This window comes from Streptomyces sp. SID486, from assembly GCF_009865385.1.
GTDB lineage: Bacteria > Actinomycetota > Actinomycetes > Streptomycetales > Streptomycetaceae > Streptomyces.
Genome location: NZ_WWJT01000496.1, coordinates 1 through 16,214, shown reverse-complemented (window position 1 = coordinate 16,214; position 16,214 = coordinate 1). Strand labels below are relative to the sequence as shown.

Annotated in this window: 17 protein-coding genes; 7 read left to right on the top strand and 10 right to left on the bottom strand. The window is 73.8% G+C overall.

Annotated features, from left to right (window positions below):
* On the top strand, window positions 1-569 hold a 569-nt coding region (locus GT045_RS23225; protein ID WP_161335316.1), incomplete at its 5' end, for an MFS transporter.
* Between the two features lie 235 nt (window positions 570-804).
* Here the strand turns inward: GT045_RS23225 and GT045_RS23220 are convergent.
* Window positions 805-1,386: a dihydrofolate reductase family protein gene (locus GT045_RS23220; protein WP_161292732.1), complete on the bottom strand. Its 582-nt coding sequence runs from the start codon at window positions 1,384-1,386 to the stop codon at window positions 805-807.
* 239 nt (window positions 1,387-1,625) lie between these two features.
* Here GT045_RS23220 and GT045_RS23215 point away from each other — a divergent pair, with 239 nt between their 5' ends.
* Window positions 1,626-2,372: a maleylpyruvate isomerase family mycothiol-dependent enzyme gene (locus GT045_RS23215; protein WP_161335315.1), complete on the top strand. Its 747-nt coding sequence runs from the start codon at window positions 1,626-1,628 to the stop codon at window positions 2,370-2,372.
* A gap of 7 nt (window positions 2,373-2,379) precedes the next feature.
* Here the strand turns inward: GT045_RS23215 and GT045_RS23210 are convergent, their stop codons facing one another.
* Window positions 2,380-2,778, bottom strand: coding sequence for a MarR family transcriptional regulator (locus tag GT045_RS23210; protein ID WP_161292736.1), 399 nt, complete (start codon window positions 2,776-2,778; stop codon window positions 2,380-2,382).
* A gap of 85 nt (window positions 2,779-2,863) precedes the next feature.
* On the opposite strand from GT045_RS23210, the gene GT045_RS23205 reads away from it, so the two are divergent.
* Window positions 2,864-4,354, top strand: a complete 1,491-nt coding sequence (locus tag GT045_RS23205; protein ID WP_161335314.1) for an MFS transporter — start codon at window positions 2,864-2,866, stop codon at window positions 4,352-4,354.
* A 71-nt stretch (window positions 4,355-4,425) separates the two neighbouring features.
* Window positions 4,426-4,710: a DUF6332 family protein gene (locus GT045_RS23200; RefSeq protein WP_161292740.1), complete on the top strand. Its 285-nt coding sequence runs from the start codon at window positions 4,426-4,428 to the stop codon at window positions 4,708-4,710.
* Here the strand turns inward: GT045_RS23200 and GT045_RS23195 are convergent.
* The 3 genes from GT045_RS23195 to GT045_RS23185 all read right to left on the bottom strand — a co-directional run bounded on the left by GT045_RS23195 (window position 4,671) and on the right by GT045_RS23185 (window position 7,324).
* The gene (locus tag GT045_RS23195) at window positions 4,671-5,336 is read right to left on the bottom strand and encodes a response regulator transcription factor (protein ID WP_161292742.1); all 666 of its coding nucleotides are present in this window, start codon (window positions 5,334-5,336) and stop codon (window positions 4,671-4,673) included. The two genes, GT045_RS23200 and GT045_RS23195, sit on opposite strands and share 40 nt — an antisense overlap.
* Complete coding sequence (locus GT045_RS23190; protein WP_202528790.1) at window positions 5,333-6,553, bottom strand: sensor histidine kinase; 1,221 nt, start codon at window positions 6,551-6,553, stop codon at window positions 5,333-5,335. The genes GT045_RS23195 and GT045_RS23190 overlap by 4 nt, the downstream gene beginning before the upstream one ends.
* A gap of 81 nt (window positions 6,554-6,634) precedes the next feature.
* Window positions 6,635-7,324, bottom strand: a complete 690-nt coding sequence (locus GT045_RS23185) for a TetR/AcrR family transcriptional regulator (protein WP_161335312.1) — start codon at window positions 7,322-7,324, stop codon at window positions 6,635-6,637.
* Between the two features lie 150 nt (window positions 7,325-7,474).
* Between GT045_RS23185 and GT045_RS23180 the strand changes: the two genes are divergently transcribed.
* On the top strand, window positions 7,475-7,930 hold the full coding sequence (locus GT045_RS23180; protein WP_161290283.1) for a nitroreductase/quinone reductase family protein: 456 nt from the start codon (window positions 7,475-7,477) through the stop codon (window positions 7,928-7,930).
* Here the strand turns inward: GT045_RS23180 and GT045_RS23175 are convergent.
* Window positions 7,920-9,164 carry a geranylgeranyl reductase family protein gene (locus GT045_RS23175; protein WP_161290285.1) on the bottom strand — a complete coding sequence of 415 codons (1,245 nt, stop codon included), beginning with the start codon at window positions 9,162-9,164 and terminating at the stop codon, window positions 7,920-7,922. The two genes, GT045_RS23180 and GT045_RS23175, sit on opposite strands and share 11 nt — an antisense overlap.
* Before the next feature lie 131 nt (window positions 9,165-9,295).
* On the opposite strand from GT045_RS23175, the gene GT045_RS23170 reads away from it, so the two are divergent.
* Window positions 9,296-10,651 carry a dipeptidase gene (locus GT045_RS23170; RefSeq protein ID WP_161290287.1) on the top strand — a complete coding sequence of 452 codons (1,356 nt, stop codon included), beginning with the start codon at window positions 9,296-9,298 and terminating at the stop codon, window positions 10,649-10,651.
* Between the two features lie 102 nt (window positions 10,652-10,753).
* On the opposite strand, the gene GT045_RS23165 is transcribed toward GT045_RS23170, so the two are convergent.
* The 3 genes from GT045_RS23165 to GT045_RS23160 all read right to left on the bottom strand — a co-directional run bounded on the left by GT045_RS23165 (window position 10,754) and on the right by GT045_RS23160 (window position 13,268).
* On the bottom strand, window positions 10,754-11,797 hold the full coding sequence (locus tag GT045_RS23165; RefSeq protein ID WP_161290289.1) for an NUDIX domain-containing protein: 1,044 nt from the start codon (window positions 11,795-11,797) through the stop codon (window positions 10,754-10,756).
* A 152-nt stretch (window positions 11,798-11,949) separates the two neighbouring features.
* Complete coding sequence (locus GT045_RS39035) at window positions 11,950-12,141, bottom strand: hypothetical protein (protein WP_202515490.1); 192 nt, start codon at window positions 12,139-12,141, stop codon at window positions 11,950-11,952.
* Window positions 12,142-12,314: 173 nt separating this feature from the next.
* Entirely contained in the window at window positions 12,315-13,268 is a 954-nt protein-coding gene (locus GT045_RS23160; RefSeq protein ID WP_161335311.1) for an ROK family protein, read from the bottom strand.
* A gap of 206 nt (window positions 13,269-13,474) precedes the next feature.
* Here GT045_RS23160 and GT045_RS23155 point away from each other — a divergent pair, with 206 nt between their 5' ends.
* Entirely contained in the window at window positions 13,475-14,524 is a 1,050-nt protein-coding gene (locus GT045_RS23155; RefSeq protein ID WP_161298768.1) for a LacI family DNA-binding transcriptional regulator, read from the top strand.
* A gap of 128 nt (window positions 14,525-14,652) precedes the next feature.
* Here the strand turns inward: GT045_RS23155 and GT045_RS23150 are convergent, their stop codons facing one another.
* A complete protein-coding gene (locus tag GT045_RS23150; protein ID WP_161335310.1) occupies window positions 14,653-15,951 on the bottom strand; it encodes an aldolase/citrate lyase family protein in 1,299 nt (432 codons plus the stop codon).
* Window positions 15,952-16,214: the final 263 nt, after the last annotated feature.

Sequence of the window (16,214 nt, the reverse complement as noted above, 5' to 3'; positions counted from 1 at the left end):
GCGGCGGCCGCGGGGGCGGGCCGGGCGGGCGCGGGCTCGTGGTGGTCTTCGGACTCGTCGCGCTGTGCACGGCCTACGGCGAGGGGGCGATGGCCGACTGGGGCGCGCTCCATCTCCAGCAGGACCTCGCCGCTTCCGCCGGCACCGCCGCCGCGGGGTACGCGTGCTTCGCGCTCGCCATGACCGTCGGCCGGCTGACGGGGTCGGTGCTGCTGGCCCGGTTCGGCCGGTCCCGGACCGTGATCACCGGCGGGACGGTGGCCGCGGCCGGGATGCTGCTCGGTTCGCTCGCGCCCTCCGTGTGGGCCGCGCTGGCCGGTTTCGCGGTCACCGGACTCGGGCTCGCCAACCTGTTCCCCATCGCCGTCGAGCGGGCGGGTGCGGTGGCCGGGCCGTCCGGCGTCGCCGTCGCCTCCACGCTGGGCTACGGCGGCATGCTCCTCGGCCCGCCCGCGATCGGCTTCATGGCCGACTGGTTCTCCCTGCCCACGGCGCTCACCAGTGTGGCCGCCCTGGCCGCCGTCGCCACCGTCATCGGGGCGTCGACGCGCCGCGTTCTGGGCCACTGACGCCGACCGGCAGGTGCCGCGTCCACGCCTCGGGGCACCACTCCGGTGGGTTCCTGCCTGGATGCCCGGTCGGAGGCCGCGCCCGCGCCCCGGGGCACCACTCGGCCAGCACTTCCGTTGCGGCCGCCCGCGGGGCCGGCCCGACTGCCGGCGCCGACTGCTCGACCGGCGCCCGGAGGGCTCAGCCCGGGGGCGGACCGGGGGGGCTCAGCCCGGAAGGCTCAGCCCGGAAGGCTCAGACGTGCAGGGTGGGCCGGTAGGTGAGCTCCTGGATGTGGCCGTCGAGCGTCCGGCTCCGGATCAGTTCGAGATCGAAGTCGGCCGCGCCCCGGAAGACGGGGGCGTCCCCGGTCCGACCGGTGATCACCGGGAAGAGTGTCACCTGGACGAGGTCGACCAGGCCGGCGGCCATCAGCGCCCGGTTCAGCGACAGGCTGCCGTGCGAACGCAACGGCACCGCGGACTCCTCCTTGAGCCGGGCGACGACGTCGACGGCGTCGCCGCGCACGACGGTCGCGTCCGGCCAGTCCAGCGGCTCACGCAGCGTGCTCGACACCACCGTCGCCGGCATGCTCCTCATCCGGGCGACCCAGGGGTCGCGCACCCCGGACTCCTCGGTGCTCTCGGCCAGCAGCTGCGCGAACGCCCGGTACGTGACCGCCCCGAAGACCATCCGCTGCTCCTCGCCGTACATCGCGAGGCGGTGCCTGAGCAGCTCGGGGCCCTGCTTGCCCCAGTAGCCGCCCCAGCTGCCGCTGCTGACGCCGCCGAAGCCGTCGAGGCTGGAGAAGACGTCGAAGGTGTAGGTGGCTGTCATGATGCTCTCCCGGGAGTGCGGTCGATCAGGTCGATCAGGTCGATCAGGTGTGACGAGGTCGACCCCGAAGCTCGGCGGAACTCATCGGCGTTCGGCCCTCCAGGTGCGTACCGGGGTGCCGCCCGGGAGTGCTCCCGCGCGGGTCGTGACGGCGCCGCGCCGCACGCGCCGACCGTGCCGGAGGCGAGCGACCGGCCCGGGAGACCCGGCGATGGGCCGGGTCCGGCACACTCGGGCCCATGGAGACTGCCGACTTCCTTGAGACCCTGGACCGCGAGGGCCGGTCGCTCGCGGCCGCCGCCGCTGCCGCGGGGCCCGACGCCAAGGTTCCGGCCTGCCCCGAGTGGCAGGTACGCGACCTGTTGCGGCACACCGGCTCGGTGCACCGCTGGGCCGCCGGTCTCGTCGCCGGAGGGCACACCGCCCCGCGCCCCGTCGAGGACCCGCCGGAACTGGACGGCGCCGAGCTGGTGGCCTGGTACCGGGACAGCCATCGTCTGCTGGTGGACACCCTGGCCGCCGCCCCCGCCGACCTGGAGTGCTGGACCTTCCACCGCGCGCCCAGCCCGTCACCCCTGGCGTTCTGGACCCGGCGGCAGGCGCACGAGACGACCGTGCACCGCTACGACGCCGAGGCAGCCCGCGGCGGCACCCCGTCCCCGGTCGCGCCGGACTTCGCCGTGGACGGTGTCGACGAACTGCTGCGCGGCTTCCACGCCCGCTCCCGCAGCCGACTGCGCAGCGAGGAGCCGCGCGTGCTGCGGCTGCGGGCCGTCCGCCCGCAGGGCGAGGCGGACGCCGTGTGGACCGTACGGCTCACGACCGAGCCGCCGGTGACCGTGTGCACGGCGGAGGGGGAGGCGCAGGCCGAACTCTCAGGCCCCGCCGACGAGTTGTACCTGGCCCTGTGGAACCGGACGGCCGTGCCGAAGGTGACAGGCGACTCCTCGCTGGCAGATCTGTGGCGGGAGCGCTCCGGGATCTGAGGCCCGGTCAGCCGGCGTCGGCCAGCATCCGGGCCAGCACCGCGCGCTGCACCGGCCGTACCTCGCCGTGCAGCGCGCGCCCCTTCGCCGTGAGCGCCACCCGCACCCCGCGCCGGTCCTCCGCGCACATCGCCCGGTCCACGAGGCCGTCCTTCTCCAGGCGGCCGATGAGCCGGGACAGTGCGCTCTGACTGAGGTGGACCCGGTCGGAGATCTCCTGCACCCGGTAGGCGCAGCCGCCGTCCGCCGCCGCACCCTCGGCGAGCAGGTCGAGCACCTCGAAGTCACTCGCGCACAGGCCGTGCCCGTGCAGCGCCCGGTCCAGCTCGCACTGTGTGCGGGCATGCAGGGCCAAGACGCCCCGCCACTGCTCGACAAGCCCCTGCTCGGCTTCGTTCGCCGCCATGAGCGCACCGTAGCAGAGAAGCCGATTTGTTGCACCGTAATTAAATGCGCTTGCATTCAATGCATGCGCATGTAGTGTCGTCGGCATGACCTCTCCGCTCAACCTCCCCGCGGCCACGTCCCCGGCGCTCCGCTGGACGCCACGGCTGTGGGGCACCCTGCTGGTGCTGTGCGCCGCGATGTTCCTGGACGCGCTGGACGTGTCGATGGTCGGCGTCGCACTGCCGTCCATCGGTTCCGACCTCCACCTGTCCACCTCGGCCCTCCAGTGGGTCATCAGCGGCTACATCCTGGGCTACGGCGGCCTGTTGCTGCTCGGCGGCCGGGCCGCCGACCTGCTCGGCCGACGACAGGTGTTCCTGGTGGCGCTCGGCGTCTTCGCGGTGGCCTCGCTGCTCGGCGGGCTCGTGGACTCGGGCCCGCTGCTGATCGCCAGCCGCTTCGTCAAGGGCCTCAGCGCGGCGTTCACGGCCCCGGCCGGCCTGTCGATCATAACCACGACGTTCCCCGAGGGCCCGCTGCGCAACCGGGCCCTGTCCATCTACACCACCTGCGGTGCCACCGGCTACTCCATGGGTCTGGTCTTCTCCGGCCTGCTCACCGAGGCCAGTTGGCGGCTCACGATGCTGCTGCCCGCACCGATCGCCCTGCTCGCCCTGCTCGTGGGCATGAAGCTGCTGCCGCGCGGCGGACGTGAGCGCGGCCACGGCGGCTACGACGTCCCGGGCGCCGTCCTCGGCACCGCCTCGATGCTGCTGGTGGTGTTCACCGTCGTCGAGGCGCCCCAGGCGGGCTGGGCCTCGGCCCGCACGGTCCTGTCCTTCACCGCCGTCGCCGTCATGCTGGCCGTCTTCGTCGTCGTCGAGCGGCGCAGTCCGAGCCCGCTGATCCGGCTCGGCGTGCTGCGCTCCGGCCCCCAGGTCCGGGCGCAGCTGGGCGCGCTCACGTTCGTCGGCAGCTACGTGGGCTTCCAGTTCCTGGTCACGCTCTACATGCAGCAGGTGCTGGGCTGGTCGGCCCTGCACACGGCGCTGGCGTTCCTGCCGGCGGGTGCGCTGGTGGCGCTCTCGGCGACCAAGGTCGGTGCCGTCATCGACCGGTTCGGGACGGCGCGGCTGATCGTGCTCGGCTTCGCGCTGATGGCGGCGGGATACGCCCTGTTCCTGCGCGTCGACCTCCACCCGGTCTACGCCACGGCGATCCTGCCGACCATGCTGCTGGTCGGCGCGGGCTTCGCCCTGACCTTCCCGTCCCTCAACGTCCAGGCGACGGGCGGTGTGCGCGAGCACGAGCAGGGCATGGTCTCGGGCCTGCTCAACACCTCGGTACAGGTGGGCGGCGCGATCTTCCTCGCCGTCGTGACGGCGGTCGTCACCGCCCACGCCCCCGAACAGGCCACCCCGCAGGCCGTCCTGGACAGCTACCGGCCCGGCCTCGCGGTGGTCACCGTCATCGCCGTCGCCGGACTGCTGCTGTCGCTCACCGGACTGCGCCGGTCCCGTCCGGGACGGTCCGTGGTGGTCACCGGGTCCACCGTGAAGGAGGCGACCGCGGAACGCGTACCGGTCCGCGACTAGGGGGACGCCTCCACGCGTGCGCCCGGCGGGAAGTCGTTGCCCGCCGGGCGCACGTCTGGGAAACTGACGGGATGTATGCGCACGGGGGCCGCCGTACCGGGGCGGAGCGGGACGCGGTGACGGTCGAGATCTGTTACGCACTGGTCAGCGCCGCGTTCGCCGCGGCGGTGCTGTTCGGGGCGGTGGCCGGACCCGCGCTCCTCTTCGACCTGCCCGGCCCCCTGTCCACCGTCCTGCTACGGCTCGGCACGGTGGTCGCGCCGGTCGTGTTCATGGCCCGGGTCGTCGGCGTACTGGTGCGCTTCCGGCAGGCGGCTCAGCCCAGCCAGCCGGGCCGTACCAACCCCGACTCGTAGGCGAGCACGACGAGCTGGGCCCGGTCCCGGGCGCCCAGCTTCACCATCGTCCGGCTCACGTGCGTCTTGGCGGTGAGCGGGCTGACCACCAGCCGGCGGGCGATCTCGTCGTTGGACAGGCCGATGCCGACCAGCGCCATCACCTCACGCTCCCGCTCGGTGAGCCGGGCCAGGGCGCCGGCCGCGGCGGGCTCCTTGGAACGGGCGGCGAACTCGGCGATCAGCCGACGGGTGACGCCCGGCGACAGCAGCGCGTCCCCGCCGACCACCGCCCGCACGGCGCGCAGGAGTTCGTCGGGCTCGGTGTCCTTCACCAGGAAACCGGAGGCGCCGGCACGGATCGCCTCGAAGACGTACTCGTCCAGCTCGAAGGTGGTGAGCATGACCACCTTCACGTCCGCCAGCCCCGCGTCGGAGGTGATGCGCCGGGTCGCCGTCAGGCCGTCCAGCAGCGGCATGCGGATGTCCATGAGGACGACGTCCGGCAGCAGTTCGCGCACCCGGTGCAGCGCCTCCTCGCCGTCGGCCGCCTCGCCGGCCACCTCGATGTCCGGCTGGGCGTCGAGCAGGGCCCGGAAACCGGCCCGTACCAGCGACTGGTCGTCGGCGAGCAGTACCCGGATCACTGTCCCTCCCTGAGGTCCGACGGCAGCACGGCGAGCACCCGGAAGCCGCCGTCCGCGCGCGGGCCCGCCTCGATGGTGCCGCCCAGCGCCGCGGCCCGCTCCCGCATCCCGGCCAGCCCGTTCCCGCTGCCCCCGGCGTCCGCGCCGGTCGCCGGTCCGTCGTCGTCGATCCGCAGCCGCAGGACGCCGTCGCCGTAGTCGAGGCGCACCCTCGCCTGCCGTGAACCGGAGTGCCGTACGACATTGGTGAGGGCCTCCTGCAGGATGCGGAAGGCCGCCAGGTCGGCGCCGGGCGGCAGCCGGGGCGGTGCGCCCTCGGTCCGGACGGTCAGGCCGGCCGCGGCGGCCTGTTCCACCAGCTCCGGCAGGCGGTCCAGGCCGGGTGCGGGGGCACGCGGCGCGGCCCCCGGTGCGCGCAGGGCCCCGAGCACCTGGCGCACCTCGCCGAGCGCCTCCTTGCTGGCGGACCTGATGGTGGTGAGCGCGGCCCGTGCCTGCTCGGGGTCGCTGTCCAGCAGGGCGAGTCCCATGCTGGCCTGGACGTTGATGACGGAGATGCTGTGCGCGAGGACGTCGTGCAGCTCACGGGCCATGCGCAGCCGCTCCTCGTCCGCGCGCCGCCGCGCCGCCTCGGCCCGGTCCGCGCGCTGGCGCGTCCACTGCTCGTGCCGCACCCGCGCCAGCTCGGACAGGGCGACGACGACCAGCACCCAGGCGGCGACGACGATCTCCTGGCCCGCACCCCCGCCGTGGTCCCCGGCGGGCGGGAGCCATCGGTAGAGCCAGAGGGCGACCAGGACGTGTCCGGCCCACAGCAGCCCGACGGCCGCCCAGGCGGCCCGCCGGTGCCCGGCGACGACCGCGCTGAAGCAGGCCACCGCGACGGTCAGGAAGACCGGCCCGTAGGGGAACCCGAGCGCCAGGTAGGCCAGGGTCGCACCGGCGGTGCCGAACACGACGGGCACCGGGTGGCGGTTGCGCCACAGCAGCAGGAGGGCGGCGACGAGGAGCAGCCCGCGCCCGTAGCCGTCGAGCGGCACACGGTCGGGCCGGCCGTGCGCGGCGAAGGTGCTGCCGGCCAGTACGACGGCGGTGATCAGCACGGTGGAGCGCCAGGGCAGGCGGGCGCGGTGCGCCTCCGGGTCGTCCGGGCGGTTCCACCACGGGGGCCCGTACCGCCACCAGTGCGAGGGGCCTCCTCGATGCTGCTCGTCCATGCAGGCCACGCTAGACGCCGCCAGGCCCGGGGGCGTCGGCCGAGCGGGGTGCGGCCGGGTACTCCCCCGGGAGTACCCGGTTCAGGGCGCCAGGCCCACGCTCTCGGCGAGCCGGCCGGCCGCGTACCGGAAGAACGCCTCGCGGTCCTCCACCACCCGGTTGAACTGTCCGAAGAGTTCGAAGCCGATCAGCCCGATCAGCTGCGCCCAGGCCGCCACCAGCGGGGCCGCGGTCTCGGGCGGCAGGTCGGCGGCGAAGTCGGCGGCCATCCGCTCGGCCTCGGGCCGCAGCTCGGCGGGCAGGGGCAGGTAGGTCAGGCCCGGGCCTTGGTGGGCGTCCCGGACGATGCCGATGAGGACGAGCCCGATCCGGGCCGCGGCCGGGACGGTGGTGTCGGGGGCGGCGTAGCCGGGCACGGGCGAGCCGTAGATCAGCGCGTACTCGTGCGGATGGCCGAGCGCCCAGCCGCGCACCGCCTCGCACACGGCGATCCAGCGGGCCGCCGGCGGCGCCTCGCACGCGGCGTCCCGGGCCCGCTCCGCCGCCTCCCCGAGGGAGTCGTAGGCGTCGATGATCAGCGCGGTGAGCAGGTCGTCCCTGCTGGGGAAGTAGCGGTACAGGGCCGACGAGACCATGCCGAGCTCACGGGCGACGGCCCGCAGGGAGAGCTTGGCCGCGCCCTCCTGCGCCAGCTGTCTGCGCGCCGCCTCCTTGATGGCCGCGGTGATCTCCTGCCTGGCCCGCGCGCGGGCGCCCTGTGCGGTGCTCATACCCGCAGTGTGCCACGTACGAGAGCACCGCACACGAGCAAGAGCAGAGGAACGAAACAAGAGCGGTGCTCTTGCCCTGGGACGCCTGGCTCCCCCACACTGGAGACGAGCGAGAGCACCGCTCTCCCGAACTCTCCGGTGGGGGTCACCATGTCGTCGTCTTCGCCTTACTACCTCAAGGGCAGCCCGCTCAACGCGCGTCTGAACAGCGTGATCGGCTGGCTCGCCCGGCATGGGCTGAGCCTCGCGGGCACCGCCGAGATGTCCGTGCCCGGCCGCAAGAGCGGACGGATGCAGCGCATCCCGGTCAACCCGCACACCTACGACGGCATGCGGTACCTGGTCTCCGCGCGCGGGCACTCGCAATGGGTGCGGAACATGCGCGCCGCGGGCGGCGGCGAACTGCGCGTCGGACGCCGGGTGCACGCCTTCACCGCGGTGGAGCTTCCCGACACCGAGAAGCTCCCCGTGCTGCGGACCTACCTGGAGAAGTGGGGCTGGGAGGTCAACCAGTACTTCGACGGCGTGACCGCCAAGTCCTCCGACGCCGAGATCATCGCCTGCGCCGGGGACCACCCCGTCTTCCGGATCACCGTCACGGACTGACGGGCTCTTCCTCCGCCGCCGCGGCCGGTCCGCGGTCCACAGCGCCGAGCGCGCGCTGGGCGATGGGGTGGGAACGGACCAGCTCCCCCAGCGTCGTCGAGCCCTGCGTGATGTCCCGGAACGCCCGCCACGCCGGCCGGAAGCCGGTCAGCGCCGCGTGGAAGAGGCCGGGACGCCTCTCGAACAGGGCCAGCAGCCGCTTGCCGACGCTCATCTCGACCCCCAGCCCCGCCTTGATCGCGAAGGCGTAGTTCAGGGCCTGGCGCCGGGCGTCGACGGCGTCGTGGGCCTCGGCGATCCGGACCGCCCACTCCCCCGCCAGCCGGCCCGAGCGCAGCGCGAAGGAGATACCTTCCCGGGTCCACGGCTCCAGCAGCCCGGCCGCGTCCCCGCAGACCAGCACCCGGCCGCGGGACAGGGGTGAGTCGTCCGCGCGGCAGCGCGTCAGGTGCCCGGAGGAGATCGACGGCTCGAACCCGGCGAGGCCCAGCCGGGCGATGAAGTCCTCCAGGTACCGCTTGGTGGCGGCGCCTTCACCGCGCGCGGAGATCACGCCCACGGTCAGGGTGTCGCCCTTCGGGAACACCCAGCCGTAACTGCCCGGCATCGGCCCCCAGTCGATGAGGACCCGTCCCTTCCAGTCCTCGGCGACCGTCTCCGGCACCGGGATCTCCGCCTCCAGGCCGAGATCGACCTGGTCGAGCTTCACGCCGACGTGGGCACCTATCCGGCTGGCGCTGCCGTCGGCGCCGACCACCGCGCGGGCCAGCACCGTCTCCCCGCCCTGCAGCACGACGGCGACCGTCCGCCGGTCGGGAACCGCCGACCCGTGCTGCTCGACCCGCTGCACGGTGGCGCCCGTACGCAGCTCGGCGCCGGCCTTCTGGGCGTGCTCGACCAGCTGCTGGTCGAACTCGGGCCGGTTGATCAGACCGAACAGCATCTGCTTGGACCGGCGGGTGCGGGTGAAGCGCCCGTTGTTGGAGAAGGTGACCGCGTGCACCTTGTCCTGGAAGGGCAGGTCGAAGCCGGGCGGCAGCGCGTCGCGCGAAGGGCCGATGATGCCGCCGCCGCATGTCTTGTAGCGGGGCAACTCGGCTTTCTCCAGCAACAGCACGCGCCGTCCCGCGACCGCCGCCGCATAGGCGGCCGAGGCGCCCGCGGGGCCCGCGCCCACCACGACGACGTCCCACACCCGCTGCACGTCGTCCGCCGAAGAATTCTCGCCGCTCACGATGGTCTACCGCTCCGATCAAGCCGCTGCCAAGTGTCCTGTCGCATCCTACGGCGGCCGTCCGCGCAGGCCGCTGTGGGAGGATCGGTGTACTCACCCCGTACAACGTCGCACCTACGAGGAGCGTGCCCATGTCGTCGAATCCGGTCGCCGAGACCGTCGCCGCGCTGCTGCCCCGGGCCCAGGCGGAGCTGGCCGAACTGGTCGCCTTCAAGTCGGTGGCGGACTTCACGCAGTTCCCGCGGAGCGAGAGCGAGGCCGCCGCGAACTGGGTCGCCGACGCGCTGCGCGCCGAGGGATTCACGGACGTGGCACTTCTCGACACCCCGGACGGCACGCAGTCGGTGTACGGCTACCTGCCGGGCCCGGAGGGCGCCAAAACGGTTCTTCTGTACGCCCACTACGACGTGCAGCCCCCGCTCGACGAGACCGCCTGGACCACCCCGCCGTTCGAGCTGACCGAGCGCGACGGCCGCTGGTACGGCCGTGGCGCCGCGGACTGCAAGGGCGGTGTCATCATGCACCTGCTCGCGCTGCGCGCCCTGAAGGCCAACGGCGGCGTCCCCGTGAACATCAAGGTCATCGCCGAGGGCTCGGAGGAGCAGGGCACCGGGGGCCTGGAGCGGTACGCCGAGGAGCACCCGGAGCTGCTGGAGGCGGACACCATCGTGATCGGCGACGCGGGCAACTTCCGCGTCGGCCTGCCGACGGTCACCACCACACTGCGTGGCATGACCCTGGTCCGGGTGCGGATCGACACCCTCGGCGGCAACCTGCACTCCGGGCAGTTCGGCGGGGCGGCCCCGGACGCGCTGGCCGCGCTGATCCGCGTCATGGACTCGCTGCGCGCCGAGGACGGCTCGACCACGGTCGACGGGCTGGACGCCACGGGGACGTGGGACGGTCTGGAGTACACCGAGGAGCAGTTCCGCGCGGACGCCAAGGTGCTCGACGGGGTCGGGCTGATCGGCGGCGGCTCGGTCGCCGACCGCCTGTGGGCCCGTCCGGCCGTCACCGTCCTCGGCATCGACTGCCCGCCGGTCGTCGGCGCCACCCCGTCCGTGCACGCGAGCGCCCGCGCGCTGATCAGCCTGCGAGTGCCGCCGGGCACGGACGCGGCGGAGGCGACCAAGCTGCTCCAGGCGCACCTGGAGGCGCACACCCCGTGGGGCGCCCGGGTCACCACCGAGCAGATCGGGCAGGGCCAGGCCTTCCGCGCCGATGCCTCCAGCCCGGCCTACCAGGCCATGGCCGACGCGATGGCGGTCGCCTACCCCGGCGAGACGATGCAGTACGCGGGCGAGGGCGGCTCCATCCCGCTGTGCAACACCCTGGCCGGCCTGTACCCGCGGGCGGAGATTCTGCTCATCGGCCTGAGCGAGCCGGAGGCGCAGATCCACGCGGTCAACGAGAGCGTGTCGCCCGAGGAGCTGGAGCGGCTGTCGGTCGCCGAGGCGCTGTTCCTGCGCAACTACGCGGCCGGCTGATCCCCCTGCCGGGGGCGGCGGGCCCTCGCCCTGCGGCGAGGGCCCTGCCCACCGTCCCTGCACGGACGTCGTCGAACCCGCTGCGGGCCGGCCCGGCGGGCGTCAGCCGACCGGTACGCCCGCCTCCAGGTAGAGCGCCCTGCCCCGTTCGCGCGCTCGCAGTGCCCAGCGCAGCCGCTCGTAGCGGACCGGGGGCAGCATCGCGGCGGCCTCCTGTTCCGTGGCGAACCGCCAGGCGCGCAGCTCCGGGCCGGGCAGGAGCACCCGGGACGCCTCGCCGGACTCCAGCCGGCCCCCGTCGAACAGCAGCCGCAGCCCGCCGAAGCCGGGTGGCACGGGCCGCTCCCAGTCCACGACGAGCAGCCGAGGCACCTCCCGCAGCCGTATCCCCGTCTCCTCGGCGACCTCGCGCATCCCGGCGCGGGCCGGTGCCTCGCCCCGCTCCACGACACCGCCGGGGAACTCCCAGCCGGGCTTGTAGGTGGGGTCGACGAGCAGCACCCGGTCACGCTCGTCGAAGAGGAGCACCCCGGCGGCGAGCGTCTCGGCGGTCGGCTCGGGGGTCTGCACGATGTCACAGACGGGTACGGCACCGCTGCGCACGGCCTCGGCGACGCGGACGGCGGTCTCGTACGGGGTGAGGGTGCTGGTGTCGAGCAGATGGGCGTCGGCGGTGAGCCAGGCGGCGAGGGCGGCACGGTAGGGCTCGATGTGGTCGTACGCCCACTGCCGCGTCCGCGGTTCGCCGTCGGAGGTCTCGGGTGCGACCTCCCGCTTGGCTATCCGCTCGCGCAGGATCGTTTCCGCCGGGGCGAGAAGCAGATGGTGCACGGCGATCCTGCGGGCGGCGAGGCCGCCGAAGATCTCGTCGCGGTACTCCTGGCGAAGCAGGGTCATGGGCACCACCAGGGTGCCGCCCAGCTCGGCGAGCATCGCGGCGGCGGTGTCGACCACCAGCCGGCGCCAGATCGGCAGGTCCTGGAAGTCGCCGGCCTCGGCGAGGCGCTTGGGTGGCAGCAGGTGCGTGAGTGCCCCGCCGATGACCTCGGGGTCGAAGAGCGTGCTGTTCGGGATCAGTTCGATCAGTTCGCGTGCCGTGGTGGTCTTCCCCGCACCGAACGCGCCGTTGATCCAGACGACGGTCACGGACTCCCCCTCTTCTGTTGGCCCCCTGGGGCTTGCCCGCTCCACCCTGCCACGGAAACCCCGTCCCGTTGAGGGCGCCTGTCCCCGTACACAGACGGGCCGGCGCCCCCCAGCGACGGGGACACCGGCCGACACGCCGTACGACGAGGGGGCTACTCCTGGCCGAGGGGGTTGTGGTCGACGGCCAGGCTCCCGTCGCTCACGAGGTGGCCGACCGTGTCGAGGGTGGCCGAGACGTTGGGGTCGTCGAGGGGGGTGTCCTCCGCGGCGTGGGAAGGGGTGACGGCGGCCACCACGAAGCCGGCGGCGAGAGTGGCGATGGCGAGCATGCTGCGCTTCTTCATGCGCTGATCAACTGCGGGGGTGCGCAGGAGTCACGCGGATCACCGCGATTTCGTCTCCCCGCCCGGGGCGGCGACGACGGGGGCGGCGGCGACGGCGTGAAGTGCTCACGCCGCCCGGGCTGTTCAAGCCGCTTGACCGCTTGAACCGCTCACCCCGCCTGCCCCGCTGACGCCTACACGCTCGCCGCGGTCGCGTCCGATCCTCGGGTCAGCGCCGCCGCGGCTGCGCCGACCAGCCCCGCGTCGGTGCCCATCTGGGCGGGTACGACGGTCAGGCGCTGCACGAAGGACAGGGTCGCGTAGTCGGTGAGAGCCTTGCGCAGAGGGGTGAACAGGACCTCGCCCGCCTTGCCGACGCCCCCGCCGATCACCGCGATGTCGATCTCGACCAGGGTCGCGGTGGCCGCGATTCCGGCCGCCAGCGCCTGCGCCGCCCGCTCGAAGGAGGCCACGGCGACCGGGTCGCCGTCACGGGCGGCGGCGGCCACCGCGGCGGCCGACGCGTCCCCGTCGGGGCCGGGGCGCCAGCCCTGCTCCAGGGCCCGGCGGGCGATGTTGGGGCCGCTGGCGATGCGCTCCACGCAGCCGCGCGCGCCGCACAGGCAGGGGTCGCCGTCGAGATCGACGCTGATGTGGCCGATGTGACCGGCGTTGCCGGTCGGTCCCGGGTGCAGCCGGCCGCCGAGGACCAGGCCGCCGCCGACGCCCGTCGAGACCACCATGCACAGCGCGTTGTCGTGGCCGCGCGCGGCACCCTGCCAGTGTTCGGCCGCCGTGATCGCGACGCCGTCGCCGATCAGCTCCACCGGCAGGCCGCCGGCGACCGTCCGTACCCGGTCGACCAGCGGGAAGTCGCGCCAGCCCGGGACGTTCACCGGGCTCACGGTGCCCGCCGAGGCGTCCACCGGGCCGGCGCTGCCGATGCCGATCGAGCCGGCGCGTTCCCAGAGGGGCGAGCCGGCGAGATCGCCGAGCACCTCCGCCACGGCCCGCATGACCGTTTCGCCGTCCTGCCGGGCCGGCGTGCCGCGCTGGGCCCGGGCCAGGATCCGTCCGTCGTCGTCCACCAGCGCGCCGGCGATCTTGGTGCCGCCGATGTCCAGGGCCGCCACGAGGTCGGTGTGCATCAGAGTCAGGTCTCCCCGTTGAAGCGTGAGAAAAGAGGCAGGCCGGTCGAGCGGTGGGGGCGCGGGCCGACAGACAGCGGTGGACAGTCTCTCTCGCATCTGACAACGTTGTCCAGGCTCTATGCTCGACGCCACATCCTCATACAAGCCCACGGATCGCGCACTACCCCGGTGTGAGAGACGGACGAGAGACAGGACAGCGCATCGTGCCCGAGACCACCCGCCGCGCAGATCGCCTTCCCGGGACCCGCTACGGCAACCGCCCGACGATGAAGGACGTGGCGGCGCGGGCCGGGGTCGGGCTGAAGACGGTCTCCCGGGTGGTCAACGGCGAGCCGGGCGTCACCCCGGACACCGAGCGCCGGGTGCAGGAGGCGATCGACGCCCTCGGCTTCCGCCGCAACGACAGCGCCCGGGTGCTGCGCAAGGGCCGTACGGCGAGCATCGGTCTGGTCCTGGAGGATCTCGCGGACCCCTTCTACGGACCGCTCAGCCGGGCTGTCGAGGAGGTGGCCCGCGCCCACGGCGCCCTGCTGATCAACGGCTCCAGCGCCGAGGACCCCGAGCGTGAGCAGGAGCTGGCGCTGGCGCTGTGCGCGCGCCGGGTGGACGGTCTGGTGGTGATCCCGGCGGGGGACGACCACCGTTACCTGGAGCCGGAGATCCGGGCCGGTGTGGCGACCGTGTTCGTGGACCGCCCGGCGGGGCGGATCGACGCCGACGTGGTGCTCTCCGACAACTTCGGCGGTGCCCGCGACGGCGTGGCCCACCTCATCGCGCACGGCCACCGCCGGATCGGGTTCGTCGGCGACATGCCCCGGATCCACACCGCGGCCGAGCGGCTGCGCGGCTACCGGGCGGCCATGGAGGACGCCGGCATAGCCGTCGAGCAGCACTGGATGTCCCTCGGGGCGACGAATCCGGAACGGGTGCGCAGGGCGGCCGAGGAGATGCTGTCGGGCCCCGGCCCGGTCACGGCGATATTCACCGGCAACAACCGGGTGACGGTCACGGTGATCCGCGTCCTCGCCGGTCTGTCCCGCCCGGTCGCGCTGGTCGGCTTCGACGACATCGAGCTGGCCGAACTGCTCCAGCCGGGCGTCACGGTCATCGCCCAGGACGCGGCGGCACTGGGCCGTACCGCGGCCGAGCGCCTCTTCCGCCAGCTGGACGGCACGCTCGTCGCGCCGGAACGGATCGAGCTGCCGACCCGGCTGATCGCCCGCGGCTCGGGCGAGCTGCCGCCGGCGGACTGACGACGGCACCCCCTCCCTTCGGAGCCGGACCGGCGCCCCGCTGCGCGGTGGCGCGGGGCCGGCGTGAACCGACGAGCGCTGCCGGGCTGTCGGCAGACCCGCCCTGCCACGCCGTCGGCCGGCGAGCGCTACTGCGCGGACGCCGTCAGGTCGCCGCGCCGGGGGGCCGCGAAGCCCTCCAGGTCGGCGCGGGTCAGGCCGCTGAGGCGGGCCACCTCGGCGATGTCCAGGGCGCCGCAGTCCAGGCCGCGCAGCAGGTAGCCGCTGAGGGCCTTGGCGGTGGCGGGCTCGTCCATGACGTCGCCGCCGGCGCGGTTGGCGTACCGGGCGAGGCGGCCCGCGGCCTGCTCGAAACCCTCGCGGTAGAAGGCGAAGACGGCGGCGTAACGGGTGGGGATGTGGCCGGGGTGCATGTCCCAGCCCTGGTAGTAGGCGCGGCCGAGGGCGCGGCGGGTGAGGCCGTAGTGGAGCCGCCAGGCGTCGTGGACCTTGGCGGTGGGGCCGACCGGCAGGACGTTGGTGGAGCCGTCGGAGACGCGGACGCCGGTACCGGCCGCCGCGACCTGCATGACCGCCTTGGCGTGGTCGGCGGCGGGGTGGTCGCTGGCCTGGTAGGCGGCGGAGACACCGAGGCAGGCACTGTAGTCGAAGGTGCCGTAGTGCAGTCCGGTGGCGCGGCCCTCGGCGGCCTGGATCATGCGGGCGACCGCGGCGGTGCCGTCGGTGGCGAGGATGGACTGGCTGGTCTCGATCTGGATCTCGAAGCCCAGCCGGCCGGCGTCCAGGCCGTGCGCCTTCTCGAAGGCATCCAGGAGCCGGACGAAGGCGCTGACCTGCTCGGGGTAGGTCACCTTCGGCAGCGTGAGGACCAGGCCCTCGGGCAGGCCGCCGGCCTCCATCAGGCCGCTGAGGAAGACGTCGAGGGTGCGGATCCCCCGGTCGCGTACCGCGGCCTCCATGCACTTCATGCGGATGCCCATGTACGGCGCGGCCGTGCCGTTCCGGTACGCCTCGGCGATCAGACGGGCGGCGCGGGCGGCCGTCGCGTCCTCCTCGGCGTCGGGGCGCGGGCCGTAGCCGTCCTCGAAGTCGACCCGCAGGTCCTCGATGGGCTCACGCTCCAGCTTGGCGCGGACGCGGGAGTACACCGGCTCGGCGAGGTCGTCGGCGAGGCCGAGGACGGCCGCGAAGGAGGCGGCGTCGGGGGCGTGTTCGTCGAGCAGGGCGAGGGCCTGGTCGCCCCAGGTGCGCAGGGTGTCGGCGGCGAAGGCGTCACCGGGGACGTAGACCGTGTGGACGGGCTGCCGGGTACCGGGGTCCCCGGGGTAGCGGCGCTCCAGCTCCGCGTCGACCGGTGCGAGGGAGGCACTGATCTGCTCGCTGACGGCGCCCGCGAGGCTCGTTGCCACCTTCTCCTGCTGACCCATCCCACACCCTCCAAGCTTTCCGCTTTACGGAATCAACAATCCGTATGGTGAAGTTATCTGCCAACCTTCCCGCTGGTCAACACCGTCCGGGGCTCTCCGCACCCCGCTGCCGGCGTGGTGACATCCGCCGGGCGGCACGCCGGAAGCCCACTCCGACCGCCCGCCGCGTCCGTGCCCGGCGGCCCCGGTCCGGGTGCTCCTGCTCCAGTACAGCACCCTCCGCCGGCCCCACCGCCGGGCCGCCGCGGCCCGTGGTCGACCTC